General features: G+C 73.5%; 24 protein-coding genes. 2 read left to right on the top strand and 22 right to left on the bottom strand.

What is annotated here, in order from left to right; genetic code table 11:
- Positions 1–5 precede the first annotated feature (5 nt).
- Together mtgA and ruvC are read left to right on the top strand one after the other, a co-directional pair.
- Positions 6–788: a monofunctional biosynthetic peptidoglycan transglycosylase gene (gene mtgA, locus Tsedi_RS09640; RefSeq protein WP_143896050.1), complete on the top strand. Its 783-nt coding sequence runs from the start codon at positions 6–8 to the stop codon at positions 786–788.
- A 22-nt stretch (positions 789–810) separates the two neighbouring features.
- On the top strand, positions 811–1359 hold the full coding sequence (gene ruvC / locus Tsedi_RS09635) for a crossover junction endodeoxyribonuclease RuvC (protein WP_143896048.1): 549 nt from the start codon (positions 811–813) through the stop codon (positions 1357–1359).
- A 19-nt stretch (positions 1360–1378) separates the two neighbouring features.
- On the opposite strand, the gene Tsedi_RS12200 is transcribed toward ruvC, so the two are convergent.
- From Tsedi_RS12200 to Tsedi_RS09530, 22 genes are all read right to left on the bottom strand, one after another.
- Positions 1379–1555 carry a hypothetical protein gene (locus Tsedi_RS12200; RefSeq protein ID WP_185970631.1) on the bottom strand — a complete coding sequence of 59 codons (177 nt, stop codon included), beginning with the start codon at positions 1553–1555 and terminating at the stop codon, positions 1379–1381.
- A gap of 22 nt (positions 1556–1577) precedes the next feature.
- A complete protein-coding gene (gene lpxC, locus Tsedi_RS09630) occupies positions 1578–2501 on the bottom strand; it encodes a UDP-3-O-acyl-N-acetylglucosamine deacetylase (RefSeq protein ID WP_143896046.1) in 924 nt (307 codons plus the stop codon).
- Positions 2502–2657: 156 nt separating this feature from the next.
- Positions 2658–3893 carry a cell division protein FtsZ gene (ftsZ, locus tag Tsedi_RS09625; protein WP_143896044.1) on the bottom strand — a complete coding sequence of 412 codons (1236 nt, stop codon included), beginning with the start codon at positions 3891–3893 and terminating at the stop codon, positions 2658–2660.
- Positions 3894–3914: 21 nt separating this feature from the next.
- Positions 3915–5144, bottom strand: a complete 1230-nt coding sequence (ftsA, locus tag Tsedi_RS09620; protein WP_143896042.1) for a cell division protein FtsA — start codon at positions 5142–5144, stop codon at positions 3915–3917.
- 12 nt (positions 5145–5156) lie between these two features.
- A complete protein-coding gene (locus Tsedi_RS09615; RefSeq protein WP_143896040.1) occupies positions 5157–5981 on the bottom strand; it encodes a cell division protein FtsQ/DivIB in 825 nt (274 codons plus the stop codon).
- Positions 5978–6949 carry a D-alanine--D-alanine ligase gene (locus Tsedi_RS09610; RefSeq protein WP_143896038.1) on the bottom strand — a complete coding sequence of 324 codons (972 nt, stop codon included), beginning with the start codon at positions 6947–6949 and terminating at the stop codon, positions 5978–5980. The genes Tsedi_RS09615 and Tsedi_RS09610 overlap by 4 nt, the downstream gene beginning before the upstream one ends.
- Entirely contained in the window at positions 6946–8370 is a 1425-nt protein-coding gene (murC, locus tag Tsedi_RS09605; protein WP_143896036.1) for a UDP-N-acetylmuramate--L-alanine ligase, read from the bottom strand. The genes Tsedi_RS09610 and murC overlap by 4 nt, the downstream gene beginning before the upstream one ends.
- The gene (murG, locus tag Tsedi_RS09600; RefSeq protein WP_143896034.1) at positions 8367–9446 is read right to left on the bottom strand and encodes an undecaprenyldiphospho-muramoylpentapeptide beta-N-acetylglucosaminyltransferase; all 1080 of its coding nucleotides are present in this window, start codon (positions 9444–9446) and stop codon (positions 8367–8369) included. The genes murC and murG overlap by 4 nt, the downstream gene beginning before the upstream one ends.
- A complete protein-coding gene (ftsW, locus tag Tsedi_RS09595) occupies positions 9443–10711 on the bottom strand; it encodes a putative lipid II flippase FtsW (protein WP_143896032.1) in 1269 nt (422 codons plus the stop codon). The genes murG and ftsW overlap by 4 nt, the downstream gene beginning before the upstream one ends.
- The gene (gene murD, locus Tsedi_RS09590) at positions 10708–12261 is read right to left on the bottom strand and encodes a UDP-N-acetylmuramoyl-L-alanine--D-glutamate ligase (protein WP_143896030.1); all 1554 of its coding nucleotides are present in this window, start codon (positions 12259–12261) and stop codon (positions 10708–10710) included. Before murD ends, ftsW begins: the two co-directional genes overlap by 4 nt.
- Before the next feature lies 1 nt (position 12262).
- Positions 12263–13441: a phospho-N-acetylmuramoyl-pentapeptide-transferase gene (mraY, locus tag Tsedi_RS09585; RefSeq protein WP_143896028.1), complete on the bottom strand. Its 1179-nt coding sequence runs from the start codon at positions 13439–13441 to the stop codon at positions 12263–12265.
- Positions 13431–14858, bottom strand: a complete 1428-nt coding sequence (locus Tsedi_RS09580; protein WP_143896026.1) for a UDP-N-acetylmuramoyl-tripeptide--D-alanyl-D-alanine ligase — start codon at positions 14856–14858, stop codon at positions 13431–13433. The genes mraY and Tsedi_RS09580 overlap by 11 nt, the downstream gene beginning before the upstream one ends.
- A complete protein-coding gene (locus Tsedi_RS09575; protein WP_143896024.1) occupies positions 14855–16399 on the bottom strand; it encodes a UDP-N-acetylmuramoyl-L-alanyl-D-glutamate--2,6-diaminopimelate ligase in 1545 nt (514 codons plus the stop codon). Before Tsedi_RS09575 ends, Tsedi_RS09580 begins: the two co-directional genes overlap by 4 nt.
- Positions 16396–18141: a peptidoglycan D,D-transpeptidase FtsI family protein gene (locus tag Tsedi_RS09570; RefSeq protein ID WP_143896022.1), complete on the bottom strand. Its 1746-nt coding sequence runs from the start codon at positions 18139–18141 to the stop codon at positions 16396–16398. Before Tsedi_RS09570 ends, Tsedi_RS09575 begins: the two co-directional genes overlap by 4 nt.
- Complete coding sequence (gene ftsL / locus Tsedi_RS09565) at positions 18138–18422, bottom strand: cell division protein FtsL (RefSeq protein WP_342781105.1); 285 nt, start codon at positions 18420–18422, stop codon at positions 18138–18140. Before ftsL ends, Tsedi_RS09570 begins: the two co-directional genes overlap by 4 nt.
- The gene (gene rsmH, locus Tsedi_RS09560) at positions 18422–19360 is read right to left on the bottom strand and encodes a 16S rRNA (cytosine(1402)-N(4))-methyltransferase RsmH (protein ID WP_185970630.1); all 939 of its coding nucleotides are present in this window, start codon (positions 19358–19360) and stop codon (positions 18422–18424) included. Before rsmH ends, ftsL begins: the two co-directional genes overlap by 1 nt.
- A 17-nt stretch (positions 19361–19377) precedes the next feature.
- On the bottom strand, positions 19378–19806 hold the full coding sequence (gene mraZ, locus Tsedi_RS09555) for a division/cell wall cluster transcriptional repressor MraZ (RefSeq protein ID WP_143896016.1): 429 nt from the start codon (positions 19804–19806) through the stop codon (positions 19378–19380).
- A 235-nt stretch (positions 19807–20041) separates the two neighbouring features.
- The gene (gene hslU / locus Tsedi_RS09550; RefSeq protein ID WP_185970629.1) at positions 20042–21361 is read right to left on the bottom strand and encodes an ATP-dependent protease ATPase subunit HslU; all 1320 of its coding nucleotides are present in this window, start codon (positions 21359–21361) and stop codon (positions 20042–20044) included.
- Positions 21358–21936, bottom strand: a complete 579-nt coding sequence (hslV, locus tag Tsedi_RS09545) for an ATP-dependent protease subunit HslV (protein ID WP_143896014.1) — start codon at positions 21934–21936, stop codon at positions 21358–21360. The genes hslU and hslV overlap by 4 nt, the downstream gene beginning before the upstream one ends.
- Positions 21937–21941: 5 nt before the next feature.
- Positions 21942–23501 carry an STAS domain-containing protein gene (locus tag Tsedi_RS09540; protein WP_143896013.1) on the bottom strand — a complete coding sequence of 520 codons (1560 nt, stop codon included), beginning with the start codon at positions 23499–23501 and terminating at the stop codon, positions 21942–21944.
- Positions 23502–23531: 30 nt separating this feature from the next.
- Positions 23532–24224 carry an RNA polymerase-binding protein DksA gene (gene dksA, locus Tsedi_RS09535; RefSeq protein ID WP_246099251.1) on the bottom strand — a complete coding sequence of 231 codons (693 nt, stop codon included), beginning with the start codon at positions 24222–24224 and terminating at the stop codon, positions 23532–23534.
- Positions 24225–24339: 115 nt separating this feature from the next.
- Positions 24340–25398, bottom strand: a complete 1059-nt coding sequence (locus Tsedi_RS09530; RefSeq protein WP_143896009.1) for a CobW family GTP-binding protein — start codon at positions 25396–25398, stop codon at positions 24340–24342.
- Positions 25399–25416 lie beyond the last annotated feature (18 nt).

Raw genomic sequence — 25416 nt, 5'->3', positions numbered from 1 at the left:
CCGCCATGGCGCCGCGCCCCCCTGCCGCCCCACGACGCGCCGGCACGGCCGGCCGCGGCGCACTGCGCTGGCTGGCCGCCTGGGCCGGCTGGACGCTGCTGGCGCTGCTGGCCCTGCAGGCGGGCTTCGCGCTGCGCGTGGCCATGCTGGCGTGGAGCGAGGCGCCCAGCACCGCCTTCCAGCGCAGCGAGGCGTGGCGACTGCTGCGCGCTGGGGCGCTGGGGCGCTGGCGCCACGAGGGCGTGCCGGCGGCGGCGCAGGGTGCGCAGCTGCCGCGCGCCGTCATCGCTTCGGAGGACGCCGGCTTCGTCGAGCACTTCGGTGTCGAGTGGAACGCCGTGCGCCAGGCCTGGGCGCGCCGCCAGCGGCTGCAGCAGCCGGGCCAGCGCGGCGATGCCAGCGGCCACGTGCGCCCGGCGCGACTGGCCGGCGGCTCCACGATCACGCAGCAGCTGGCCAAGAATCTGTTGCTTTCGGGCGAGCGCACGCTGGCGCGCAAGGGGCAGGAGCTGCTGATCACGTGGATGCTGGAGACGCTGCTGGACAAGCGCCGCATCCTCACCGTCTACCTCAACAGCGTCGAGTGGGGCGACGGCATCTTCGGCGCCGAAGCCGCCGCGCAGCACTACCTGCGCAAGCCGGCCGCGCGCCTGACGGCGGCGGAGGCCGCGCGGCTGGCGGTGCTGCTGCCGGCGCCGAAGCGCTACGGCCGGCGGCCCGACTCGGCCTGGGTGCAGGCGCGCGCGCAGACCATCCTGGCGCGCATGCCCGCCGTGCGCGTGCCCTGAGGCACGGGGTACGATAGCCGCCATGCGCATCCTCGGCATCGACCCGGGCCTGACGGCCACCGGCTTCGGCGTGGTGGACGTGGAGGGCACGCAGCTGCGCTACGTGGCCAGCGGCACCATCCGCACCAGCCCCGAGGACGGCGCGCTGCTGCCGCAGCGGCTCAAGGTCCTGTTCGACGGCATCGGCGAGGTGGTGCGGCGCTGGCGGCCCGACGTGGCGGCGCTGGAGCTGGTGTTCGTCAACGTCAACCCGCAGGCCACGCTGATGCTGGGCCAGGCGCGCGGCTGCTGCCTGACGGCGCTGGTGGCCAACGGCCTGGAGGTGGCCGAATACACCCCGCTGCAGCTCAAGAAGGCCGTGGTCGGCTACGGCAAGGCGCAGAAGAGCCAGGTGCAGGAGATGGTGCGCCGGCTGCTGAATCTGCCCGGGCTGCCGGGCAAGGACGCCGCCGACGCGCTGGGCCTGTGCATCACGCACGCGCAGGTGGCGCGCACCACCGCCGCGATCGCGCGCGTGGCGCCGCTGCGCGCGCGCGCGCACGGCGCCTACCGCGACGGCCGCACCTACTGAGCAGCCGGCGCGTGCCGCCCTAGCCGATCCGGCTCAGGATCAGCACGCCGAAGAACGCCAGCGCCGCGATCACCGTCCACTTCAGGATCACGATGCCCCAGCGCAGGAAGTGCCGGCGCCCGGTGCCGAGGTAGAACGCGAAGCACAAGGCGCTCGTGCCCAGCAGCGCGAACATCAGGAAGCGGAAGAGGAACACCGCGCCGCTCCCGTCATCCGCCTCACCAGGCCGGCACCAGCCGGGCGAAGCCCTGCGGCGCGGCGCGCTCGTCGTCGAACGTGACGATCTCCCACGCGTCGGGCTGCGCCAGCAGCGCGCGCAGCAGCCGGTTGTTGAGCGCGTGGCCCGAACGATAGGCGCTGTAGGCGGCCAGCAGCGGGTGGCCCACCAGATACAGGTCGCCGATGGCGTCGAGGATCTTGTGCTTGGCGAACTCGTCGTCGTAGCGCAGCCCGTCGGCGTTGAGCACCTTGACGTCGTCGAGCACGATGGCGTTGTCCAGCCCGCCGCCCAGCGCCAGCCCCTGGGCGCGCATGGCCTCGACATCACGCGCGAAACCGAAGGTGCGCGCACGGGCGATGTCGCGCACATAGCTGTCGCGGCCGAGCTCGAACGACACGCGCTGGCCGGTGGCGGCCACCGCCGGGTGGTCGAAGGCGATCTCGAAGCTGAGGCGAAAGCCGTGGTACGGCTCCAGCCGCGCCCACTTGGCGTGACGACCCTCGCCTTCGCGCACCTCCACCGTGCGCTTGACGCGCAGGAAACGCCGCGGCGCGTTCTGGCGCTGCAGCCCGGCACTCTGCAACAGGTAGACGAAGGCGGCGGCCGACCCGTCCAGGATCGGCACCTCCTCGGCGGTGATGTCGATGCAGAGGTTGTCGATGCCCAGCCCCGCGCAGGCGCTCATCAGGTGCTCGACCGTGTGCACGCGCACCCCGTCGCGCGCCAGCGTCGAGGCCAGCCGCGTGTCGCTGACGGCGTCGGCGCGCACCGGGATGTCGACCGGCTCGGCCAGGTCGACGCGGCGGAACACGATGCCGGTGTCGGGGGCGGCCGGCCGCAGCGTCAACTCCACGCGTTCGCCGCCGTGCAGCCCGACGCCGACGGCGCGCGTGAGGGTCTTGAGCGTGGTCTGGGCAATCATCGCCGCCATTGTAGGCGCGGGGGCGGATCCGCGCTGGCGGCTGACCGCGGCAGGCGCGCCGCGGCGCGGTCGGCGGGGGCGCCGGGTCGGCGGCCGGCGCCCCCTCGGGGATCGTGAAGGAGACGTCGCGGCGGCGGGCGGCCGCCGCCCGTGCCGTCAGTCGGCCTGCTTGCGCAGGAAGGCCGGGATCTCGTAGTCGTCCATGCCGCTGGAGGCCAGCGCCTCCACGCGCGAGGCGGCGCTGCCGCGGCCGTTGAGCCAGACGCGCGGCACGTTGGGGTGCAGCCCGGCGCTGGCGGCCGCGGCGGGGGAGGCAGCGCCGGCGCCGCCGACGGCCTGGTTCAGCGTCGGGATGAACGGCACGTTGTCGGTGCCGGTGCGCAGGCCCTGCTGCGGCTGCGACTGCACCACCGTGAACGGCTGGCGCTGGCCGGCGCGGCTCAGGCCCGTGGCCACCACGGTGACGCGCAGCGCATCGCCCAGCGACTCGTCGTAGGCGGTGCCGTAGATGACGTGGGCATCCGGCGCGGCAAACGCCCGGATGGTGTTCATCGCGAGCTTGGATTCCGCCAGCTTCAGCGACCCCCGCGCGGCGCTGATCAGCACCAGCACGCCCTTGGCACCGCGCATGTCCACGCCCTCCAGCAGCGGGCAGGCCACGGCCTGCTCGGCGGCGATGCGCGCGCGATCCGGACCGCTGGCCACCGCGGTGCCCATCATCGCCTTGCCCGGCTCGCCCATCACGGTGCGCACGTCCTCGAAGTCGACATTGACCAGCGCCTCGACGTTGATGATCTCGGCGATGCCGCCCACGGCGTTCTTCAGCACGTCGTTGGCGGCGGCAAACGCCTCGTCCTGCGTGACGTCCTCGCCCAGCTCCTCGTGCAGCTTGTCGTTGAGCACGACGATGAGCGAGTCGACGTTCTGCTCCAGCTCCGCCAGCCCCTCCTCGGCATTGGCCATGCGGCGCGCGCCTTCCCAGTCGAACGGCTTGGTGACCACGCCCACCGTCAGAATGCCCATCTCCTTGGCCATGCGCGCGATCACCGGTGCCGCGCCGGTGCCGGTGCCGCCGCCCATGCCGGCGGTGATGAACAGCATGTGCGCGCCCTCGATGGCCTCGCGGATCTGGCTTTCGGCCATCAGCGCCGCCTCGCGGCCCTTGTCGGGCTTGCTGCCGGCGCCCAGGCCGGTGCGGCCGAGCTGGATCAGCCGGTGCGCCGAGGAGCGCGCCAGCGCCTGCGCGTCGGTGTTGGCGCAGATGAATTCCACGCCCTGCACGCGGCTCTGGATCATGTGCTCCACCGCGTTGCTGCCGCCGCCGCCGACGCCGATCACCTTGATCTGCGTGCCGCGGTTGAATTCTTCGACCTCGATCAGTTCGATGCTCATGGAACGCTCCTTCACCTGGAATCAGAAATTGCCGACGAACCACTCCTTGACGCGCGCCAGCAGGCCCCCGACCGAACCCGCCTTCTGCGCCACCTTCTGCCCGCGCAGGCGCGCCAGGCGCGCCTCCTCGAGCAAACCCATCACCGTGGCCGCGCGCGGCTGCGCGACCATGTCCGCAAGGGCTCCGGCGTAGCGCGGCACGCCGCGCCGCACGGGCTTGAGGAAGATGTCCTCGCCCAGCTCCACCATGCCGGGCATGACGGCGCTGCCGCCGGTCAGCACGATGCCGCTGGACAGCAGCTCCTCGCAGCCGGACTCGCGGATGACCTGCTGCACCAGCGCGAAGATCTCCTCCACGCGCGGCTCGATGACGCCGGCGAGCGCCTGGCGGCTGAGAAGCCGCGGGCCGCGGTCGCCGATGCCCGGCACCTCGACCTGCTGGTCGGGATCGGCCAGCAGCTGCTTGGCGCAGCCGGCCTCGACCTTGATGTCCTCGGCGTCCTTGGTCGGCGTGCGCAGCGCCATCGCGATGTCGTTGGTGATCAGGTCACCGGCGATCGGGATCGCCGCGGTGTGGCGGATCGCCCCGCCGGCGAAGATCGCCACGTCGGTGGTGCCGGCGCCGACATCCACCAGGGCCACGCCCAGCTCTTTTTCGTCGTCGGTCAGCACCGCCTGCGCCGCCGCCAGCGGGTTGAGCATCAGCTGCTCGACCTCCAGCCCGCAGCGGCGCACGCACTTCAGGATGTTCTCCGCCGCGCTCTGGGCGCCGGTGACGATGTGCACCTTGGCCTCCAGGCGCACGCCGCTCATGCCGATCGGCTCCTTGACCTCCTGGCCGTCGATGATGAATTCCTGCGGCTCCACCAGCAGCAGGCGCTGATCGGTGGGAATGTTGATCGCCTTGGCGGTGTCGATGACGCGCGCCACGTCCGCCGGCGTGACCTCGCGTTCCTTGATCGCCACCATGCCCTGCGAATTGATGCCGCGGATGTGGCTGCCGGTGATGCCGGTGTAGACGCGCGCGATGCGGCAGCCGGCCATCTGCTCGGCTTCCTTGAGCGCCTGCTGGATGCTGGCCACGGTGGCGTCGATGTTGACGACGGCACCGCGCTTCAAGCCCGTGCTGGGCCCCACGCCCAGGCCGACCAGCTTGAGGTCACCCCCGGGCAGCACCTCGGCCACCACCACCATGATCTTGGCGGTGCCGATGTCGAGTCCGACGACGAGATCGCTGTATTCCTTGGCCATGGCGGTTCGGGGTCAACGGTGGGAAGGGGGTGGGGTCGGGGCGGCGCGGCGCGCCGGCGGCGGCAGCTCCGGCCGCGTGCTGACGCCGCGCAACTGCACCGCGTAGCCGTTGGGGTAGCGCAGGTCGGCGGCGACGATGTCGCGCGCGCCGTAGCGCGCGCGCAGCGCCGCGTGCGTGGTCACGAAGCCGGCCAGCCGTTGCAGCGCCTCGTCGTCGCCGCGGCCCAGCTCCAGCGGCGCCTCGCCATCGAGCACCAGGCGCCAGCTGCCGCGGGGGTTGAGCTCCAGGCGCTCGACGTCGCGGCCGAGCCGCTGCACGAGCGGCGCCACGCGGCGCAGCATGGCCACCAGCGCCTCGGCCTCTTCCGGCGGGCCGGCCAGCACCGGCCAACCGTCGGCCGCCGGCTCGTCCGGGTCGGCGTCGAAGATCGCGCCCTGCACGCTGACCAGGCGCCCGCCGCCGCGCTCGCCCCACCAGGCCAGCGGCTCGTGCTCGCGCAGCGTCACGCGCAGCGTGTGCGGAAACTGCCGCTGCACGCGCGCCTCGCGCACCCAGGGCAGCGCCTCGAAGCGCTCGCGCACCGCCTGCAGATCCAGCGTCAGGAACGTGCCGCGCAGGTGCGGCAGCACCAGTGCGCGGATCGTGACGGCGTTCTGGTGCGCCACATCGCCCTCGATGATGAGCTTGCGCAGCGTCCACATCGGGTGGCGCGCCCACAGCACCGCCGCCACCGCCAGCGCCGCCAGCAACACCCCGGCCACCAGCAGCGCGGCGGTGGCGTCGAGCAGCCGCACCTGCAGCGGCGGCACCGGGGCGGCCACGGGGCGGCGGTTCATGCGTGGACCTCCGCGGCAGGATCCAGGTCCAGCGCCGCCTGCGCCAGCACCTGCAGGCACAGCGTCTCGTAATCCAGCCCGGCGGCGCGCGCGGCCATCGGCACCAGCGAGTGGCCGGTCATGCCGGGCGCGGTGTTGAGCTCGAGCAGGTACGGCTGGCCGCTGGCCTCGTCGATCATCACGTCGGCGCGCGCCCAGCCGCGGCAGCCCAGCGTCCGGTAGGCGCGCAGCACCAGCTCCTGGATCGCCGCCTCCTGCGCCGGTGGCAGGCCGCTGGGCACGAGGTAGCGCGTCGCGTCGCTGAAGTACTTGGCGTGATAGTCGTACTGTCCGCCGGGGGCGACGATGCGGATCAGCGGCAGCGCCCGCGCGGCCGCCCCCTGCCCGAGCACGGCGCAGGTCACCTCCGGCCCGGCGATGAACTGCTCGCACAGCACCTCGGGGTCATGGCGCGCCGCCAGCCGGTACGCCTCGGCGCACTGGCCGCGCGCCTGCACCTTGGTCAGCCCGATCGTGGATCCCTCGCGCGCGGGCTTGACGATCATCGGCGCGCCCAGTGCCTCCAGCGCCGCCTCAGCCTCGGCGACGCTCGTCACGCGGCGCCACGCCGGCGTCGGCAGCCCCTCGGCCTGCCACAGGCGCTTGGTCAGCGTCTTGTCGATCGCCACCGCGCACGCCTGCACGCCCGATCCGGTGTAGGGAATGCCCAGCAGCTCCAGCATCCCCTGCACGGTGCCGTCCTCGCCCCAGCGCCCGTGCAGCACGATGAAGGCGCGCGCAAAGCCCTTGCGCTTGAGCTCGCACAGGTCTCGCTCGGCCGGATCGAACGGGTGCGCGTCCACGCCGCAGCGGCGCAGCGCCGCCAGCACCCCCTGGCCGGACATCAGCGAGACCTCGCGCTCGGCCGAGCGGCCGCCCATCAGCACCGCCACCTTGCCCAGCGCGCGTACGTCGATCGACCCGCTCATGCCCACGCCTCCTGCGCCGCAGCCGTGCCCGCCAGCGCCACCACCTGCGCCGCCACCTGGCCGATCGAGCCCGCGCCCATGCACAGCACGACGTCGCCGTCGCGCGCGTTGGCCAGGATCGCCGCCGGCAGCGCCTCCACCTCCGGCACGAACAGCGGCTCCACGCGCCCGGCCACGCGCAGCGCGCGCGCCAGCGCACGCCCGTCGGCGGCCACGATCGGGGCCTCGCCGGCCGGGTAGACCTCGGTCAGCAGCACCGCGTCGGCCTGCCCCAGCACGCGCACGAAGTCCTCGAAGCAGTCGCGCGTGCGCGTGTAGCGGTGCGGCTGGAACGCCAGCACCAGCCGGCGCCCCGGGTACGCCCCGCGCGCCGCCGCCATGGTCGCGGCCATCTCCGCCGGGTGGTGGCCATAGTCGTCGATGACGAGCGCCGTGCCGCCGCCGGGCAGCGCCACCTCGCCATGGCGCTGGAAGCGCCGGCCCACGCCCTTGAACTCCGCCAGCGCCTGCAGCACCGCCTCGTCCGGCACGCCGAGCTCGGCGGCCACCGCGATGGCCGCCAGCGCGTTGCGCACGTTGTGCTCGCCGGGCAGGTTCAGCACCACCTCCAGCTCCGGCAGCGCCACGCCGTTGCGCCGCTGCACGCGGAAGTGCATCCGCGTGCCCGCCGCGCGCACGTCCAGCGCGCGCACCTGCGCGTCCTCGCTGAAACCGTACGGCGTGACCGGCCGCTGCACCTGCGGCAGCAGCGCGCGCACGTGCGCATCGTCCACGCACAGCACCGCCGCGCCGTAGAACGGCATGCGGTGCAGGAAGTCCACGAACGCCTGCTGCAGCCGGCCGAAGTCGTGGCCGTAGGTGTCCATGTGGTCGGCGTCGATGTTGGTCACGACCGCCATCACCGGCAGCAGGTTCAGGAACGAGGCGTCGGACTCGTCGGCCTCGACGACGATGTAGTCGCCCTGACCCAGGCGCGCGTGCGCACCGGCGCTGTTGAGCCGCCCGCCGATGACGAAGGTCGGATCCAGGCCCGCGGCGGCCAGCACGCTGGCCACCAGGCTGGTGGTGGTGGTCTTGCCGTGCGTGCCGGCAATCGCGATGCCCTTCTTGAAGCGCATCAGCTCGGCCAGCATCACCGCGCGCGGCACCACCGGCAGGTGGCGCGCGCGCGCCGCCTGCACCTCGGGGTTGTCGTCGCGCACGGCGCTGGAGACGACGACGCAGTCGGCCCCCTGCACGTGCGCGGCGTCGTGCCCGAGGTGCACGCGCGCGCCGAGCTGGCGCAGCCGGCGCGTGGCGGCGCCGTCGGCCAGATCGCTGCCGGAGACGGTGTAGCCGAGGTTGAGCAGCACTTCGGCGATGCCGCTCATGCCGGCGCCGCCGATGCCCACGAAGTGGATGTGTCGGATCGCGTGCTTCATCGCGTACTCCCGCCGATGAGCGCCGTGCAGGCGCGCACCATGACATCGACGGCGTCGGTCTTGCGCCGCGCCCAGGCCAGCTCGGCGCGGCGCTGCAGCTGCGCGCGCGTCAGCCCCGACAGCCAGTCGGCCAGCCAGGCCGGCGTGAGGTCGGACTGCGCGCGCAGCCAGGCCGCGCCGTGGTCGGCCAGGAAGCGCGCGTTGGTGGTCTGGTGGTCGTCGACCGCGTGGGGGAACGGCACGAACAGGGCGGCGGCGCCGACCGCGGCGATCTCGGTGACGGTGCTGGCGCCGGCGCGCGCGATGATCACATCCGCCTCGGCGAAGGCCGTGGCGGTGTCGTCGATGAAGGCGACGCACTCGGCCTGCACCCCGGCGCGCGCGTAGGCCGCGCGCAGCGCCTCCAGATGACGCTCGCCGCTCTGATGCAGCACCTGCGGGCGGCGCTCTTCGGGCAGGCGCGCCAGCGCCTGCGGCACGAGGTCGTTGAGCGCCGCGGCGCCCAGACTGCCGCCGACCACCAGGAGCTTGAGCGGCCCGGTGCGGTGCGCGAAGCGCTGCCCTGGCGGCGGCTGGCGCAGGAACGCCGCGCGCAGCGGGTTGCCGATCCACTCGGCTTGGGGGAGCGCGCCGGGGAAGGCCACGAAAACACGGTCGGCCACCTGCGCCAGCACGCGGTTGGCCAGCCCGGCCACGGCGTTTTGCTCGTGCAGGATCAGCGGACGGCCGGCCAGCACCGCCATCATCCCGCCGGGGAAGGTGATGTAGCCGCCGAGGCCGACCACCACGTCCGGGCGCACGCGGCGCACCACGCGCCAGGCGTGCCCGAACGCGCGCAGCAGCCGCAGCGGCAGCAGCGCCAGCGTCAGCGGCCCCTTGCCGCGCACGCCGCCGAACGGCACCGGCTCGAACGCGAAACCGCGCGGCGGCACCAGCCGCGCCTCCATCCCGCCGGGCGCGCCGAGCCAGTGCACGCGCCAGCCGGCCTGGCGCAGCGCTTCGGCCAGCGCCAGGCCGGGAAAGATGTGCCCGCCGGTGCCGCCGGCCATGATCAGCGCGCAGGGGGCCGCGCTCATGTCCGCCCTCCGTGCATCAGCGCCTTGTTCTCCCAATCCACGCGCAGCACGAACGCGATGGCCACCAGATTGAGCAGCACGGCCGAGCCGCCGTAGCTCATGAACGGCAGCGTCAGTCCCTTGGTCGGCAGCGCCCCCAGGTTGACGCCGATGTTGATGAAGGCCTGAAAACCGATCCACAGCCCCACGCCCTGTGCCGCCAGACCGGCGAACACCTGGTCGAGCGCGATGGCCTGACGGCCGATCTGCATGATGCGCCGCGTCAGCCACATGAACAGCGCGATCACCATCAGCACGCCGGCAAAGCCGAACTCCTCGCCGATGACCGCCAGCAGGAAGTCGGTGTGCGCCTCCGGCAGCCAGTGCAGCTTCTCGACGCTGGCGCCCAGGCCGACACCCCACCACTCGCCGCGGCCGAGCGCGATCAGCGCGTGCGTCAGCTGGTAGCCCTTGCCGAGCGCGTGCTGCTCGCTCCAAGGGTCGAGGTAGGCGAAGATGCGCTCGCGGCGCCATTCGTTGGTCAGCACCACCGCCGCGAACGCCGCCGCCACCACCAGCGCGATCAGGAAGAACATGCGCGCGTTGACGCCGCCGAGGAACAGGATGCCCATGGCGATGACCGCGATCACCATGAAGGCGCCCATGTCCGGTTCGGCCAGCAGCAGCACCCCGACCACGCCCACCGCCACCGCCATCGGCCAGACGGCGCGGAAGAAGCGCTCCTTGACCTCCATGCGCCGCACCATGTAGTCGGCGGCGTAGAGCACCACCGCCAGCTTGGCCAGCTCGGAGGGCTGGAAGTTGAGCACCCCGAGCGGAATCCAGCGCCGCGCCCCGTTGACACCCTTGCCGATGAACGGCACCAGCACCAGCGCGAGCAGCACCAGCGCCGCCAGGAACAGCGGCACCGCCGCGCGCTGCCACTGCTCGGTGGAGAACTGGAACGCCAGCAGCCCGGCCACCGTGCCCATCAGCGCCGCCAGCGCGTGGCGCAGCACGAAGTGATAGGGCGGATAGGAGGCAAAGCGCGGGTTGTCCGGCAGAGCGATCGAGGCCGAATAGACCATCACCAGCCCCCAGCACACCAGCGCCACCACCACCCACAGCAGCGGCTGGTCCAGGCTCTGCGCGCCCACCGCCACGCGCGGCCGGCGCGCTGGATCCTGACGCAGCACGCGCACCGGCAGCTCGTCACCCCCTCCGGCCGGACGCAGGCGCGGCCACGGCCGGCCGGCGCGCTGCCACAGGTGCCGCCACACGCTCATGCCGGGGTGCCCTCCTCGTCCTGCAGCGCCCGCACTGCCTGGGCGAACACCTCGGCACGGTGCGCATAGTCGCGGAACATGTCCAGGCTCGCGCACGCCGGCGACAGCAGCACCGCATCGCCCGGGCGCGCCTGCTGCGCGCACCAACGCACCGCCGCGGGCAGGTCGGCGCAGCGCTGCAGCGGCACGCCGCAGTAGGCCAGCGCGGCTTCGATCGCCGCGGCGTCACGGCCGATCAGCGCCGCCGCACGCGCATGGCGCGCCACCGCCGGCGCCAGCGGCGTGAAGTCCTGCCCTTTGCCATCGCCACCGAGGATCACCACCAGGCGCCGCTGCACGCCCAGTCCCTCCAGCGCCGCCAGCGTCGCACCGACGTTGGTACCCTTGCTGTCGTCGATGTACTCGACCTCGCGCACGATGGCCACCGGCTGCACCCGGTGCGGCTCGCCGCGGTAGTCGCGCAGCGCGTGCAGCAGCGGCGCCAGCGGGGCGCCCGCCGCGGTGGCCAGCGCCAGCGCCGCCAGCGCGTTGGCGGCGTTGTGGCGGCCCTGGATGCGCAGCGCCTCGGCCGGCAGCAGCCGCTGCAGCGGCAACGGCTCGCCCGCCACCGGCTCGGCTTCGGGCAGCGCGCGCACCAGCCAGGTCACGCCACCGGCCGTCTCCAGGCCCCAGTCGCCCGGGCGCGTCGGCAAGCCCAGCCCGAAGCTCGTCCACGGCCGTGCGGCCACCGCACGGCGGCGCCCCCCGGCGCGCGCGGCGGATGCCGGCTCCGCCGGCCGCCACGCCCGCACGGTGGGGTCGTCGCGGTTGAGCACCATCAGCCCCTGGGTGCCGAAGATACGCGCCTTGGCCGCGGCGTACGCCTCCAGGCTGCCGTGCCAGTCGAGGTGGTCCTGCGTGACGTTGAGCACCGTGGCCGCCGCAGGCTCGAAGCCCTCCACGCCGTCGAGCTGGAAGCTTGAGAGCTCCAGCACCCAAGCGCGCGGCAGCCGGCCCTGCTGCAGCCGCTCGGCCAGCGTGTCGAGCAAGGTCGGGCCGATGTTGCCGGCCACCTCCACGTCCCAGCCGAGCGCGCGCAGCAGGTGGCCGGTCAGCGCGGTGGTGGTGGTCTTGCCGTTGGTGCCGGTGATGGCCAGCACGACGGCGCGTTCGCCGCCGCGCGCCTCGAGCTCGCGCAGCGCCGCGGCGAACAGCGCCAGCTCGCCGACGCACGGCACGCCGGCGGCCTGCGCGGCGGCGCGCAGGGCCGCCCACTGCGCCGGCGCCAGCCCGGGGCTGCGCGCCACCAGCGCCCACGGCTGCTGCGTCGCCAGCGCCTCGTCCAGCGGCGCGCTGACGAGCAGCCGCGCGCCGGGCGCGACCCGTTGCAGCGCGGCGGCCTGCGGCGGCTGCGCGCGCGTGTCGGCCACCGTCACCGCGGCGCCAGCGGCGTGCAGCCAGCGCGCCAGCGCCAGCCCGCTGGCGCCCAGGCCCAGCACCAGCGCGGGCCGCCCGGCCAACGTCGGCAGCAGGTCGTGGCGCCACGCGGTCATCTTGTCAAGGTCCTCCATGTCAGCGCAGCTTCAGCGTGGACAGCCCCACCAGGCACAGCAGCATGGTGACGATCCAGAAGCGCACCACCACCTGCGTCTCGCGCCAGCCGGACTTTTCGAAGTGGTGGTGCAGCGGTGCCATCTTCAGCAGGCGCCGTCCCTCGCCGTAGCGGCGCCGCGTGTACTTGAACCAGGCCACCTGCGCCATCACCGACAGCGCCTCGGCCACGAAGATGCCCCCCATCACCGCCAGCACGATCTCCTGGCGCACGATGACGGCAATCGTGCCCAGCGCCCCACCCAGCGCCAGGGCCCCCACGTCGCCCATGAACACCTGCGCCGGGTAGGCGTTGAACCACAGGAACGCCAGCCCCGCCCCGGCCATCGCGGCGCAGAAGATCAGCACCTCGCCGGTGCCGGGGATGTGCGGCAGCAGCAGGTAACGCGCGAACACCGCGTTGCCGGTGACGTAGGCGAACACCCCGAGCGCCGAGCCGACCATCACCACCGGCATGATGGCCAGCCCGTCCAGCCCGTCGGTGAGGTTGACCGCGTTGGAGCTGCCGACGATGACCAGGTAGGTCAGGATCACGAAGCCGCCGACGCCCAGCGGGTAGCTGACCTCCTTGAAGAACGGCACCATCAGGCCGGCCTGCTGCGGCAGGTCGATCGTGAAGCCCGAGCGCACCCATTCGGTGAACAGCGCCCACACGCGCGCGTTGGAGCCCTCCGAGATCGCGAACACCAGGTAGAACGCCGCCAGCAGCCCGACCACCGACTGCCAGAAATATTTCTCGCGCGAGCGCATGCCTTCCGGGTCCTTGCGCACCACCTTGCGCCAGTCGTCGACCCAGCCGATCGCGCCCATGGCCAGCGTGACGGCCAGCACCACCCAGACGAAGCGATTGGTCCAGTCGAACCACAGCAGCGTCGAGACCGTGATCGCAAACAGGATCAGCACCCCGCCCATGGTCGGCGTGCCGCTCTTGCTCAGGTGCGCCTGCACGCCGTAGCTGCGGATCGGCTGGCCGATCTTGAGCTCGGTCAGGCGCCGGATGAACCAGGGGCCCGCGGCCACGCCGACCACCAGCGCCGTCATCGCCGCCATCACGGCACGGAACGTCAGGTACTGGAACACGCGCAGAAAGCCCCATTCGGGCATGCGCGCCATCAGCCACTCGGCCAGCTCAGGCAGCATCGCGCCCCTCCTCCGCGGCGGCCGCCGCGCCCTGCAGCGCCTGCACCACCCGCTCCATGCGCATGAAGCGCGATCCCTTGACCAGCACGCTGCCGCCGCCGGCGCGCAGCGCGGGCAGCAGCCCCTGCGCCAGCGCCGCCACCTCGTCGAAGTGGCGCACGTCGGCGTCCCCGGCCTGCCCGAGCGCCGCCGCGGCGCGGCCGAACCAGTCGCCGGCCAGCCACACGTGCCCGATGCCGCGCGCCCGCGCGTGGCGCAGCACCTCGTCGTGGAACGCCAGCGCCTGCGCGCCGACCTCCCCCATGTCGCCCAGCACCAGCCAGTGCGGCGCGGGCAGCCCGGCCAGCAGGTCGATGGCGGCGCGCACCGAGTCCGGGTTGGCGTTGTAGCTGTCGTCCACCAGCGTGACGGCCCCGGCCCCGAGCCGCAGCCGCTGCACGCGGCAGCGCCCGGCCACCGGCTCGAACGCGGCCAGTCCGGCCGCGATCGCCGCCGGGCCGACGCCCGCGGCCAGCGCGCAGGCGGCCGCCGCCAGCGCATTGCGCACGTGGTGCGCGCCGGCGATGCGCAGTCGCGTCGCCACCGGCCCGGCCGGGGTGGCCAGCTCCAGCGCCCAGGCGTCACCGTCCCAGGCGGCCCGCGCGGCGCGCACGTCGGCCTCGGCGCTGCCGAACGTCAGCACGCGGCGCGTGCCGGCCTGTTGGCGCCAGAAGGGGGCGTAGGCGTCGTCGGCCGGCAGCACCGCCACGCCGTCGGCCGGCAGGGCCGCCAGCACCGCCGCGTGCTCGCGCGCCACCGCCTCCACGCCGGCCATGAATTCCTGATGCTCGCGCTGCGCGTTGTTGATCAGCGCCACCGTCGGCTGCGCCAGGGCGGCCAGCCGCACCGTTTCGCCCGGGTGGTTCATGCCGAGCTCCACCACCGCCAGCCGGTGCGCCGGGCGCAGCCGCAGCAGCGTCAGCGGCACGCCGATGTCGTTGTTCAGGTTGCCCTCGGTGGCCAGCGCCGCCTCGCCGGCCGCGGCGCGCAGGATCGCGGCGGTCATCTGCGTCACGGTGGTCTTGCCGTTGCTGCCGGTGACGGCGATCAGCGACCCCCGCAGCACGCGTGCGCGCCACACGGCGGCCAGCTGCGCCAGCGCCGCGCGGCTGTCGGGCACCTCCACGCCCGGCAGCCCGGCGGCCTGCAGCCCCCGCTCGGCCAGCGCGCCCGCGGCGCCGGCCGCCGCGGCCTGCGGCAGGAAGTCGTGCGCGTCGAAGCGCTGGCCACGCAGCGCGACGAACAGGTCGCCCGGCTGCAGCGTACGGGTGTCGCTGTGCACGCGCATCGGAGCCAGCCGCGCCGCCTCCCCGACGACACGCGCGCCCGGCAGCGCCGCCAGCAGCGCCCCCAGCCCGGTCATTGGCGCCGCGCTCATGCTTCACCCTCCCGGCGGCGGCGCAGCGCCGCGCGCGCCTGCTGCACGTCGCAGAACGGGTGACGCACGCCGGCGATCTCCTGATACTGCTCGTGGCCCTTGCCGGCCAGCAGCACGACGTCGGCCGGCTCGGCCTGCCGCACCACCCAGTCGATGGCGGCGGCGCGGTCGGGCTCCAGCACCGCGCGCGCCGGGTTGACGAGCCCCTCCACCATCTGCGCGATGATGCGGTGCGGGTCCTCGCTGCGCGGGTTGTCACTGGTCAGCACGACGCGGTCGGCCCACGCCTCGGCGGCGGCGGCCATCGGGGCGCGCTTGGACGGATCGCGGTCGCCGCCGCAGCCGAGCACGCACCACAGCCGCCCGCCGCGCGCCTGCGCCAGCGGCCGCAGCGCGCGCAGCGCCTGCTCCACCGCGTCCGGCGTATGCGCGTAGTCCACCAGCACCTGCGGCAGGTCGTCGGCGGCGCCGTCGGCCGGGCTCCACGCCGGCTGCATGCGCCCGGGCACCGGGGTCAGGGCAGCCACGCCGGCCTGCACCGCCGGCCACTCCAGCCCCTGCGCGCGCAGCACCGCCGCCACCGCCAGCACGTTGGCGGCGTTGTAGGCCCCCACCAGCGGCAGGGTCCAGACGGCGGCCGGCCGGCCCTCCTCGTGCAGCGCGAGGTGCATGCCCTGCGGCCGCCACGCCAGCGCCCCCGCCGTGAGGCGCGCCGGCGGCGACGGCTGCAGCGCGTACGTCCACAGCGCCAGCGCACCCGCCTGCGCGCGCGGCTGCAGCTCCGCGGCCAGGCGCTGCCCCCACGGATCGTCGACGTTGACCACCGCGGCGCGCACGCCAGGCCAGTCGAACAGCCGCCGCTTGGCCGCGCCGTACGCCTCCATCGAGCCGTGGTAGTCCAGATGATCCTGCGTCAGGTTGGTGAAGACGGCGGTGTGCACGTCGCAGCCGTCGAGCCGCCCCTCCTCGATCCCGATCGAGGAGGCCTCCAGCACCACCGCCGCGGCCCCCTCGGCGGCGAAGGCGGCCAGCGCGCCCTGCAGCGTCACCGGATCGGGCGTCGTCAGCCCGGTGGGCTGCAGCGCCGCGCCCGGCCGGCCGATGCCCAGCGTGCCGATCAGGCCGGCGTCGCGGCCGGCGGCCGCCAGGGCCTGCGCGCTCCACCACGCGGTGGAGGTCTTGCCGTTGGTGCCGGTGACCGCCACCAGCGGCACGCGCCGGCTCGGCTGCCCCCAGAACGCGGCGGCCAGCGGACCGGCGGCGGCCTTCAGCCCCGCCAGCGCCGCCACCGGCGCGCCGGCCGGCCAGGCGGCGCCCTCCAGCCAGGGCTGCAGCCCCTCGGCCTCCACCAGGGCCGCCACCGCGCCGGCCGCAAGTGCCGCACCGACGTACGCGCGGGCGTCGGTGGCCGCGCCGGGCCAGGCCACGAAGGCATCGCCCGGACGCACGCGGCGGCTGTCGGCCACCAGCCCGCGCACGCCCTGCGCGCGCAGCCAGGCCAGCGCGGCCTGCGGATCGGGCAGCAGCGGCAGCGCGCTCACACCGGATCCTCCTCGATGGCGTTGGCCACGATCTGCGGCTGCACGCGCACGTCCGGTGGCACGCCCAGCAGCCGCAGCGTCTGCTGCGCCACGTCGGCGAACACCGGCGCGGCCACCACGCCTCCGTAGATCGCGCCCGCGCTGGGCTCGTCCACCATCACCGCGATGACCACGCGCGGCGCATCGATCGGCGCCAGGCCGACGAAGAACGCGCGGTACTTGCGCGCCGCGTAGCCGCGGCCTTCCTGCTTGCGCGCGGTGCCGGTCTTGCCGCCGACCGAATAGCCCACGGTCTGCGCCTGCTGCGCGGTGCCGCCCGGCCCGGCGGCCAGCTGCAGCATGTGGCGCACCGCCAGCGCGTTGCGCTCGCTGTAGACCCGCACCCCGTGCGCCGGCTCATCGGTGCGCAGCAGCGTCAGCGGCAGCAGTTCGCCGTCGCGCGCGAACACCGTGTAGGCCTGCGCCAGCTGCACCAGCGACACCGACAGCCCGTAACCGTAGGCCATCGTCGCCTGCTCGATCGGCCGCCACGTCTGGTAGGCGCGCAGCCGCCCGCCGGTGGCCCCGGGAAACGGCAGCTGCGGCCGGCGTCCCAGCCCCAGCCGCGCGTAGGTCTCCCACATGTCGCGCGCCGGCATCTGCATCGCCATCTTGACCGTGCCGACGTTGCTCGACTTCTGGATCACCTCCGCCACCGTCAGCACGCCGTAGGGGTGCACGTCCGAGATCGTGAAGCCGCCCATCTGCAGCCGCCCGGGCGCGGTCTGGATCGGCGTGTCGGGCCGCACCAGCCCCTTGTCCAGCGCCAGCGCGGCCACGAACGGCTTCATCGTCGATCCCGGCTCGAAGCTGTCGGTCAACGCACGGTTGCGCAGCTGCTCGCCGGTCAGGTTGCGGCGGTCGTTGGGGTCGTAGCTCGGGTAGTTGGCCAGCGCCAGCACCTCGCCCGTGTGCGCGTCCAGCACCACCGCGCTGCCGCCGCGCGCCTTGTGCTGCTGCACCGCTTCCTTCAGGCGCTGGTAGGCGAAATACTGCACGCGCGCGTCGATCGACAGCTGCAGATCGCGCCCGGCCACCGGCGGCACGATGTCGCGCACGTCCTCGACGATGCGGCCGAGGCGGTCCTTGATCACGCGACGCGAGCCGGGTCGGCCCACCAGCTCCTTCTCGAACGCCAGCTCCACGCCCTCCTGGCCGCGGTCTTCCACGTTGGTGAAGCCGACCACGTGCGCCAGCGCCTCGCCCTGCGGGTACTGGCGCTTGTACTCCTTGCGCAGGTAGATGCCGGGGATGGCCAGCGCCTTGACGCGCTGCGCCAGCGGCTCGTCGACCTGCCGGCGCAGCCAGACGAAGTTGCGCGCCTCCACGTCCAGCCGGCGGCGCAGCTCCGCCAGCGGCAACCCCAGCAGGCGTGCCAGCTCCGGCAGGCGCGGGTGGTCCAGCGCCACGTCCTCCGGGTCGGCCCAGACGCTGTGCGCCTCCACGCTCTGCGCCAGGATCATGCCGTTGCGGTCGAGGATGCGGCCGCGGCTGGCCGGCAGCTCGATCGTGCGCGCGTAGCGCACCTCGCCCTGGCGCTGGAAGAAGTCGTTGCCGATCACCTGCACGTAGGCGGCACGCGCCGCCAGCGCGACGAAGGCCAGCGCCAGCACCGCCACGACGAAGCGGCTGCGCCACACTGGGGTGGCGCTGGTCAGCAGCGGGCTGCTGCCGTAGGGAATGCTGCGGCCGCCGCGCCTCATCGCATCCCTCCGGCGCCGTCGGCCGGCAGCGTGACGTACTCGGTGATGCCCGGATGCGCAGGGTGCATGCGCAGCCGCTCGCGCGCCAGCTGCTGCACGCGCGCCGGCGCGGCCAGCGCGCGCTGCTCCACCACCAGCCGTTCGTGCTCGGCCTGCAGGCGCGCCCCTTCGGCGCGCGCGCGCTCCTTGGCCACGTAGAGACGACGCGACTGGTACTGCTGCTCCACCAGATGGAAGGCGCTGGCCAGCAGCAGCGCCAGCAGCACGAGGTTGAGCCGCATCACCGCCCCCCCTGCGGCCGCGGTGCCGGCGCGGCGGTGCGCGTGGCGCTGCGCATGACGGCGCTGCGCGCACGCGGGTTGGCGGCCACTTCGGCCGCCGTGGGCAGGGTGCGCGCCACCTCGGCAAAGCACGGCGGCGGCGGCTCCACCATCGGCGCGCGGCGATCCACCGCCGCCCGCGCATGGCGCTGCAGGAAGCGCTTGACGAGGCGGTCCTCCAGCGAATGAAAGCTGATCACCACCAGCCGCCCGCGCGGGCGCAGCACGCTCAGGCTGGCGTCGAGCGCCTGTTGCAGCTCCTCAAGCTCGGCGTTGACGTGAATCCGAACAGCCTGAAATGTGCGCGTCGCAGGGTCCTTGCCCGGCTCTCGGGTTTTGACCGCACCAGCCACGATTTCGGCCAGCTCGGCGGTGGTTCGAACAGGCCCCCGTGCCTGTCGGCGACGATCAATCGCCTTTGCAATCTGTGCAGCAAACCGCTCTTCGCCGTAGTCACGAATCACCTCCGTCATCTCGGCCACCGTGGCCGTGGCGAGCCATTCGGCGGCGCTGATGCCGCGCGTGGGGTCCATGCGCATGTCCAGCGGGCCGTCGTGGCGGAAGGAAAAGCCGCGCGCCGCATCGTCCAGCTGCGGCGAACTGACGCCCAGGTCCAGCAGGATGCCGTCGAGGCTGGCCGGCGGCAGCCCGGCCAGCGCGGCGAAGCCCTCGTGCCGCACCGTCACGCGCGCGTCCTGCGCCGCCAGCGCCTGCGCCACCTCGATGGCCTGCGGATCCTTGTCGAACACGGTCAGCCGGCCGGCCGGCCCCAGGCGCGCCAGGATGGCGCGGCTGTGACCGCCGCGGCCGAAGGTGCCGTCGACGTAGTGACCGTCCGGTTGGATGCGAAGGGCCTGGACCGCTTCGTTCAACAGGACGGTGCGATGTTGCAGCGCCATCGTCACCGTCGGCCCCTTCAGAACGAAAAGTCCTTGAAGGCCTCGGGCATCTCGCCGCGCATCGCCTCGGCCTCCTGGGCCGCGTAGGTGGCGGCGTCCCACAGCTCGAAGTGGTTGCCCATGCCCAGCAGCATCGCCTCCTTGGTGATGCCGGCGGCGGCGCGCAGCTCCGGAGCGACCAGCACCCGCCCCTGGGCATCCATCTCCACGTCCTGCGCGTTGCCGAGAAAGATGCGCTTCCACCACTGCGCCGACATCGGCAGCTGCGCGATGCGCTGGCGAAACGCCTCCCACTCCGGGCGCGGAAAGACCATCAGGCAGCCGTGCGGATGCTTGGTGATGGTCAGCTGCCCGCCCGCCGTGGCCAGCAGCACGTCGCGGTGCCGGGTCGGCACCGACAGCCGGCCCTTGGCATCGAGCACGAGGGAAGACGCGCCTTGGAACACGGTTCAGACCCGTTGCGGGCTCCACTTTCCACCACTTTTTTGCACTTCCTCCCACTGTAGCACCAAAACGGCCCGCGCGACAAGGTTCGGTGCCGATTTTTTCCCTGAAATCAAAGACTTAGGGGCCGATCCGCAGACCGGATCGACCCCTGGAAAGGCACCCAACTTCAAGGACTTGGACGCCGGATGCGAAGCGTTGCTTGAGGTTTGGCGGCCACGCCTGCCCTGCCGGACGTCACAGGATGAAGCGCGACAGGTCCTCGTCGCGCGCCAGCCCGCCCAGGCGCGCCTCGACGTAGGCGGCGTCGACGGTGACGGTCTGGCCGCTCAGACGCGGCGCATCGAAGCTGACCTCGTCGAGCAGCCGCTCCATCACCGTGGCCAGCCGGCGCGCGCCGATGTTCTCGGTGCGCTCGTTGACCTCCCAGGCGATGGCGGCGATGCGGCGGATGCCGTCGTCGGTGAAGACGAGCGTCACCCCCTCGGTGGCCAGCAGCGCCTGGTACTGGCGCACGAGGCTGGCGTGCGTCTGCGTCAGGATCGCCTCGAAGTCCTGCACCGACAGCGGCTGCAGCTCGACCCGGATCGGAAAGCGCCCCTGCAGCTCCGGGATCAGGTCGCTGGGCTTGCTCAGGTGAAACGCCCCGCTGGCGATGAACAGGATGTGGTCGGTCTTGACCGGGCCGTACTTGGTCGAGACGGTGGTGCCCTCCACCAGCGGCAGCAGGTCGCGCTGCACGCCCTGGCGCGACACGTCGGCGCCGGCCACGTCGCTGCGCGAGGCCACCTTGTCGATCTCGTCGATGAAGACGATGCCGTTCTGCTCCAGGTTCTGGATCGCCTCGGCGCGGATCTCCTCCTCGTTGACGAGCTTGGCCGCCTCCTCCTCGATGAGCAGGCGGCGCGCCTCGGCGATGCGCAGCTTGCGCGTCTTGCGCCGGCCGAGGTTGAGCTGGCCAAAGAGGCCGCGCAGCTGCTCGGCCATCTCCTCCATGCCGGGCGGCGTCATCACCTCCAGCTGCGGCTGCGGCGCGGCCACGTCGATCTCGATCTCCTTATCGTCGAGCTGGCCCTCGCGCAGCTTCTTGCGGAACACCTGGCGCGCGTGTCCGTCGCGCTCGACGTCGCCGTCACGCGGCGGCGGCAGCAGCGCGTCCAGGATGCGCTCCTCGGCCACGTCCTCGGCGCGCGTGCGCACGCGCGCCATCGCCGCCTCGCGCGTCTGCTTGACGGCCACGTCGGCCAGATCGCGGATGATGCTGTCCACGTCCTTGCCGACGTAGCCGACCTCGGTGAACTTGGTCGCCTCGACCTTGATGAAGGGGGCGTTGGCCAGCCTGGCCAGCCGGCGCGCGATCTCGGTCTTGCCGACCCCGGTCGGGCCGATCATCAGGATGTTCTTCGGCGTGATCTCGGGCCGCAGCCTGGCGTCCACCTGCTGGCGGCGCCAGCGGTTGCGCAGCGCGATGGCCACCGCGCGCTTGGCGGCCTGCTGGCCGATGATGTGGGCATCCAGCTCGGAGACGATCTCCTGCGGCGTCATCGCGGCGCTCATGCCAGCACCTCCACGGTGTGGTGTTGGTTGGTGTAGATGCACAGCTCGCCGGCGATGCGCAGCGCCTCGCGCACCACCGCCTCGGCCGGCAGCGCGGTGTGCGCCAGCAGCGCGCGCGCGGCGGCCTGGGCGTAGGCGCCGCCGGAGCCGATCGCCACGATGCCGTGCTCGGGCTCCAGCACGTCGCCGTTGCCGGTGATGACGAGGCTGGTGTCGCGGTCGGCCACCGCCAGCATCGCCTCCAGCCGGCGCAGCACGCGGTCGGTGCGCCAGTCCTTGGTCAGCTCCACCGCCGCCCGCACCAGGTGACCCTGGTGCTTTTCCAGCTTGGCCTCGAAGCGCTCGAACAGCGTGAAGGCATCGGCCGTGGCGCCGGCAAAGCCGGCCAGCACCTGGTCGCGGTGCAGGCGGCGGATCTTGCGCGCGCTGGCCTTGACGACGATGTGGCCGAGCGTGACCTGGCCGTCGCCGCCCATGGCGACCTGCGTGCGGGCCGGGTCGGCCGGATCGGGGCGACGCACGCAGACGATCGTGGTGCCGTGAAAGACGGCTGAAGAGGAAACGTCACGGTCCATGGCCGCTATTGTCGCAGCCGCACCTCGGCCACCTCGTCGATGCCCACGGCGTGCAGCAGCAGACCGATGAGCGGCGCCACCCCGTGCCACTGCACGCGCAGGCCGCGCGCGCGCGCCGCCAGCAGCCACTGCAGCAGCGCGCCGGCGGCGGCGAAATCCAGCCGCTGCAGCCCCTGCGCGTCGATCACCAGCAGCGGCATGCCGCCGCCGTCGGCGTCCTGCAGCCGCAGCCAGGCCTCCTCCAGGCGCGCCAGCGTCGAGCCGACGTCGCCGGCCAGCACCCCTTCGACGATGACGCTGGCGCTGGCCCCGCGGGCGGCGGGCGCCTCGGCCGGCCAGTCCGCCAGTGCGGTCGGCATGGCGGGAAACTGGCTCTCGCCGGCCAGCACGGTGCCCTGGGGCGCGGCCGGCGACGGCGCTTCGGCCGGCAACTCGTCCACCTCCACGACGCGGGCGCGCGGCACGCTCCACGGCACCGGCGCCAGCCCCACCGACGCCAGCGCATCCAGCGCCGCGAGTTCGTAGGCGGCGCGCCGCTCCAGCAGGCGCAGCGCCGCCAGACGCAGGCGCCACCAGCCGACCGCCACGTCGCGCCGCCCCGAGGGCGTGGCCGCCTTCAGCACCCGCAGCAGCACCTCCACCCCGGCCATGCTGAGCACGCGCGGCTGCGCCGCCCAGCGCTCCAGCGCCTCGGTCAGCGGCGCCAGCGCGTCGTCCTCCACGGCCTCCAGGCCGCGCCAGTCCAGGGCGTCGGGCTCGGACGCCCCATCCCAGCCCGTCAGCGCGGAGGCGCTCAGGCGCGCCGGCGCGCGCCAGATGCGCTGCGGCACCGGCCGCGCCGGCGCGGCCGTCTCGGCGTGCTGCACCGGCCAGACCGGCGGCGGCCGGCCGAAGCGCTCGGCCCAGTCCGCCGCCGCAGCCTCGAAGCCGGGCAGATCACCCAGCGCCCACAGCAGATCCAGCCGCAGCCGGCCCGCCACGCAGGCCAGCGCCGGCTGCCGGGCGTCGGCCTCCAGGGCCTCCAGCGAGCGGCGCGCGGCGTCGAAGCGGCCGTTGGCGTAGGCCACCGCCGCCTCGGTCAGGGCCGGATGACCCAGCCAGCCCTGCGGCTCGACCGCGGCGTGCGGCTCGGCGTGCACCAGGTCGATGGCGAGCCGCGGCCGCCCGCGCCGCGGCGCCCCGCCGTCGGCCGCCGCATCCGGCGGCGCCGGCGCGGTGAGCTGCTCGGCCATCTGGGCCGCGATGCGCTCGATCTGCTCGGCCGTGCGCGCGCGCGGTGCCGCCGGCACCGCCCAAGCCTCGTCACCGCCCTGGCCGCTGGGCGCCGCGCCGCGCTGCTCGCCTGCGCGCTGGCCCTGCTGGCGCAGGCGCAGCGCACGCAGCTCGTCCAGTTCGGCGTGCCGTTCCTCGTCGTGGCGGCGCTTCAGGCGCAGCGCGGCTTCCAGCGCCGCGCGCTCCTCGGGCAGCCCGCGCACGTCCTCGGCGGGATCCACGCCACCGCGCCAGCGCCTCCACAGCGCGGCCCACCAGCGCACCGGCGCGGTGGACGCGGGCCTGGCTTCCATCGGGCTCGGGCCGCTGCGGCGCCCTCCGGCTCAGTCGCCGAAGAGCTTCTGCTTCAGCTCACGGCGCTGCTGCGCCTCGATCGAGAGGCTGGCGGTCGGACGGGCCAGCAGGCGCCCGACGCCGATCGGCTCGCCGGTCTCCTCGCAGTAGCCGTAGTCGCCGCTGTCGATGCGCGCCAGCGCCTGGTCGATCTTCTTGAGCAGCTTGCGCTCGCGGTCGCGCGTGCGCAGCTCCAGCGCGTGCTCCTCCTCGATCGTGGCGCGGTCGGCCGGATCGGGCACGACGACCGTGTCCTCGCGCAGGTGCTCGGTGGTCTCGCCGGCGTTGTGCAGGATGCCCTGCTTGAGCTCCAGCAGCTTGCGGCGGAAATAGGCCAGCTGCACCTCGTTCATGTACTCCTCGTCCGGCATCGCCAGGATGTCGGCGTCGGTGAGCTGCTCGACCGGCAGCTTCTTCCAGTTGTCGGCGCGGGTGGGATCCTTGGCCAGCACGGCGGCCGGCGCGGCGGTGGTGGTGGTCATGACGGTTTCGGGAGCGTAGCTGGCCTTGGCGGCACGCGGATCGTGCGTCGGCGCCACGGCCTCGGTGGTCTGGGCGTGCATCGCGGCCTGCTGGGCCCGCCGCGCGGCGGCGGCCGACGGCTTGCGCGGCGCCGGCGGCGCCGCGTGGGCCGCAGCCGGCGCGGGTGCGGCCGCGGTGGGCGACGAGCGTTTCTTCACCACGATGCCTCTCCTCTGCTTGGGGCGGTGGCGCGACGGCGGCACCCCGACCGCGACAGCGGCCCGCCCGTTGGAATGGGGGCCGATTGTAAGGGCTGCGCGCCGCCAGCCCAGCGCTTCAGGCCAGCGCCTGCTGCAGCCCTTGCTCCAGGATGTCGCGCGGCAGGTCGATGCCGATGAAGACCATGCGGCTCTCGCGCGCCTCGCCGGGTTTCCACACCGGCCCCAGGTCGCTGCCCATCAGCTGGTGCACGCCCTGGAAGATCACCTTGCGGTCGGTGCCCTGCATGTGCAGCACGCCCTTGTAGCGCAGCAGCTTCGGCCCCCAGACCTGCACCACGGCGCCGAGGAAGTCCTCCAGCTTGTGCGGATCGAACGGGCGCTGGCTGCGCCACACGAAGCTCTGGACGTCGTCGTGGTGGTGGTGATGCCGGGCGTGGCCGTGGTCGTGCGCATGCGCGCAGTGGCCGTGCTCATGGTCGCAGTGGCTGTGGTCGTGGTGCGCGTGCTCGTGCTCCCCGGCCTGCAGGAAATCCGGATCGAGGTCGAGCTTGGCGTTCAGGTTGAAGCCGCGCAGATCCAGCACCTTGTCCAGCGCCACCTGGCCGAAGTGCACGGTGTCGATCGGCGCGCGCGGGTTCATGTGCTTGAGCCGGTGGATCAGCGCGTCGAGCTCCTCGGCCGACACCAGGTCGGCCTTGCTGACGAAGATCTGGTCCGCAAAGCCCACCTGGCGCCGCGCCTCCTGCCGCTCGTCGAGCTGCTGCGGCGCGTGCCTGGCGTCGACCAGCGTCACGATGGCATCCAGCAGGTAGGTCTCGGCGACCTCGTCGTCCATGAAGAAGGTCTGCGCCACCGGCCCCGGATCGGCCAGGCCCGTGGTCTCGATGATCACGCGGTCGAACGCCAGCAGACCCTTGCGGCGCTTGGCCGCCAGCAGCGACAGCGTGCTGCGCAGGTCCTCGCGGATCGTGCAGCAGACGCAGCCGTTGCTCATCTGCACGATCTGCTCCTCGGTGTCGGCCACCAGGATGTCGTTGTCGATGTTCTCGGCGCCGAACTCGTTTTCGATCACGGCGATGCGCTGGCCGTGCGCCTCGGTCAGGATGCGCTTGAGCAGCGTGGTCTTGCCCGCGCCGAGAAAGCCGGTCAGGATGGTGGCAGGGATCATGCTCATGGCTCCAGTGTAGGACAG

Source organism: Tepidimonas sediminis (assembly GCF_007556605.1).
GTDB lineage: Bacteria > Pseudomonadota > Gammaproteobacteria > Burkholderiales > Burkholderiaceae_C > Tepidimonas > Tepidimonas sediminis.
The sequence above is the reverse complement of the archived record's forward strand: the minus strand, read 5'-3'. Positions and strand labels throughout refer to the sequence as shown.

What these genes read in the sequence shown, in the direction of transcription:
- mtgA (WP_143896050.1), top strand. Translation starts at nt 6, where the DNA reads ATGGCGCCGCGCCCCCCTGCCGCCCCACGACGCGCCGGCACGGCCGGC.
- ruvC (WP_143896048.1), top strand. Translation starts at nt 811, where the DNA reads ATGCGCATCCTCGGCATCGACCCGGGCCTGACGGCCACCGGCTTCGGC.
- lpxC (WP_143896046.1), bottom strand. Translation starts at nt 2,501, where the DNA reads ATGATTGCCCAGACCACGCTCAAGACCCTCACGCGCGCCGTCGGCGTC.
- ftsZ (WP_143896044.1), bottom strand. Translation starts at nt 3,893, where the DNA reads ATGAGCATCGAACTGATCGAGGTCGAAGAATTCAACCGCGGCACGCAG.
- ftsA (WP_143896042.1), bottom strand. Translation starts at nt 5,144, where the DNA reads ATGGCCAAGGAATACAGCGATCTCGTCGTCGGACTCGACATCGGCACC.
- Tsedi_RS09615 (WP_143896040.1), bottom strand. Translation starts at nt 5,981, where the DNA reads ATGAACCGCCGCCCCGTGGCCGCCCCGGTGCCGCCGCTGCAGGTGCGG.
- Tsedi_RS09610 (WP_143896038.1), bottom strand. Translation starts at nt 6,949, where the DNA reads ATGAGCGGGTCGATCGACGTACGCGCGCTGGGCAAGGTGGCGGTGCTG.
- murC (WP_143896036.1), bottom strand. Translation starts at nt 8,370, where the DNA reads ATGAAGCACGCGATCCGACACATCCACTTCGTGGGCATCGGCGGCGCC.
- murG (WP_143896034.1), bottom strand. Translation starts at nt 9,446, where the DNA reads ATGAGCGCGGCCCCCTGCGCGCTGATCATGGCCGGCGGCACCGGCGGG.
- ftsW (WP_143896032.1), bottom strand. Translation starts at nt 10,711, where the DNA reads ATGAGCGTGTGGCGGCACCTGTGGCAGCGCGCCGGCCGGCCGTGGCCG.
- murD (WP_143896030.1), bottom strand. Translation starts at nt 12,261, where the DNA reads ATGGAGGACCTTGACAAGATGACCGCGTGGCGCCACGACCTGCTGCCG.
- mraY (WP_143896028.1), bottom strand. Translation starts at nt 13,441, where the DNA reads ATGCTGCCTGAGCTGGCCGAGTGGCTGATGGCGCGCATGCCCGAATGG.
- Tsedi_RS09580 (WP_143896026.1), bottom strand. Translation starts at nt 14,858, where the DNA reads ATGAGCGCGGCGCCAATGACCGGGCTGGGGGCGCTGCTGGCGGCGCTG.
- Tsedi_RS09570 (WP_143896022.1), bottom strand. Translation starts at nt 18,141, where the DNA reads ATGAGGCGCGGCGGCCGCAGCATTCCCTACGGCAGCAGCCCGCTGCTG.
- ftsL (WP_342781105.1), bottom strand. Translation starts at nt 18,422, where the DNA reads ATGCGGCTCAACCTCGTGCTGCTGGCGCTGCTGCTGGCCAGCGCCTTC.
- rsmH (WP_185970630.1), bottom strand. Translation starts at nt 19,360, where the DNA reads ATGGCGCTGCAACATCGCACCGTCCTGTTGAACGAAGCGGTCCAGGCC.
- hslU (WP_185970629.1), bottom strand. Translation starts at nt 21,361, where the DNA reads ATGAGCGCCGCGATGACGCCGCAGGAGATCGTCTCCGAGCTGGATGCC.
- hslV (WP_143896014.1), bottom strand. Translation starts at nt 21,936, where the DNA reads ATGGACCGTGACGTTTCCTCTTCAGCCGTCTTTCACGGCACCACGATC.
- Tsedi_RS09540 (WP_143896013.1), bottom strand. Translation starts at nt 23,501, where the DNA reads ATGGAAGCCAGGCCCGCGTCCACCGCGCCGGTGCGCTGGTGGGCCGCG.
- Tsedi_RS09530 (WP_143896009.1), bottom strand. Translation starts at nt 25,398, where the DNA reads ATGAGCATGATCCCTGCCACCATCCTGACCGGCTTTCTCGGCGCGGGC.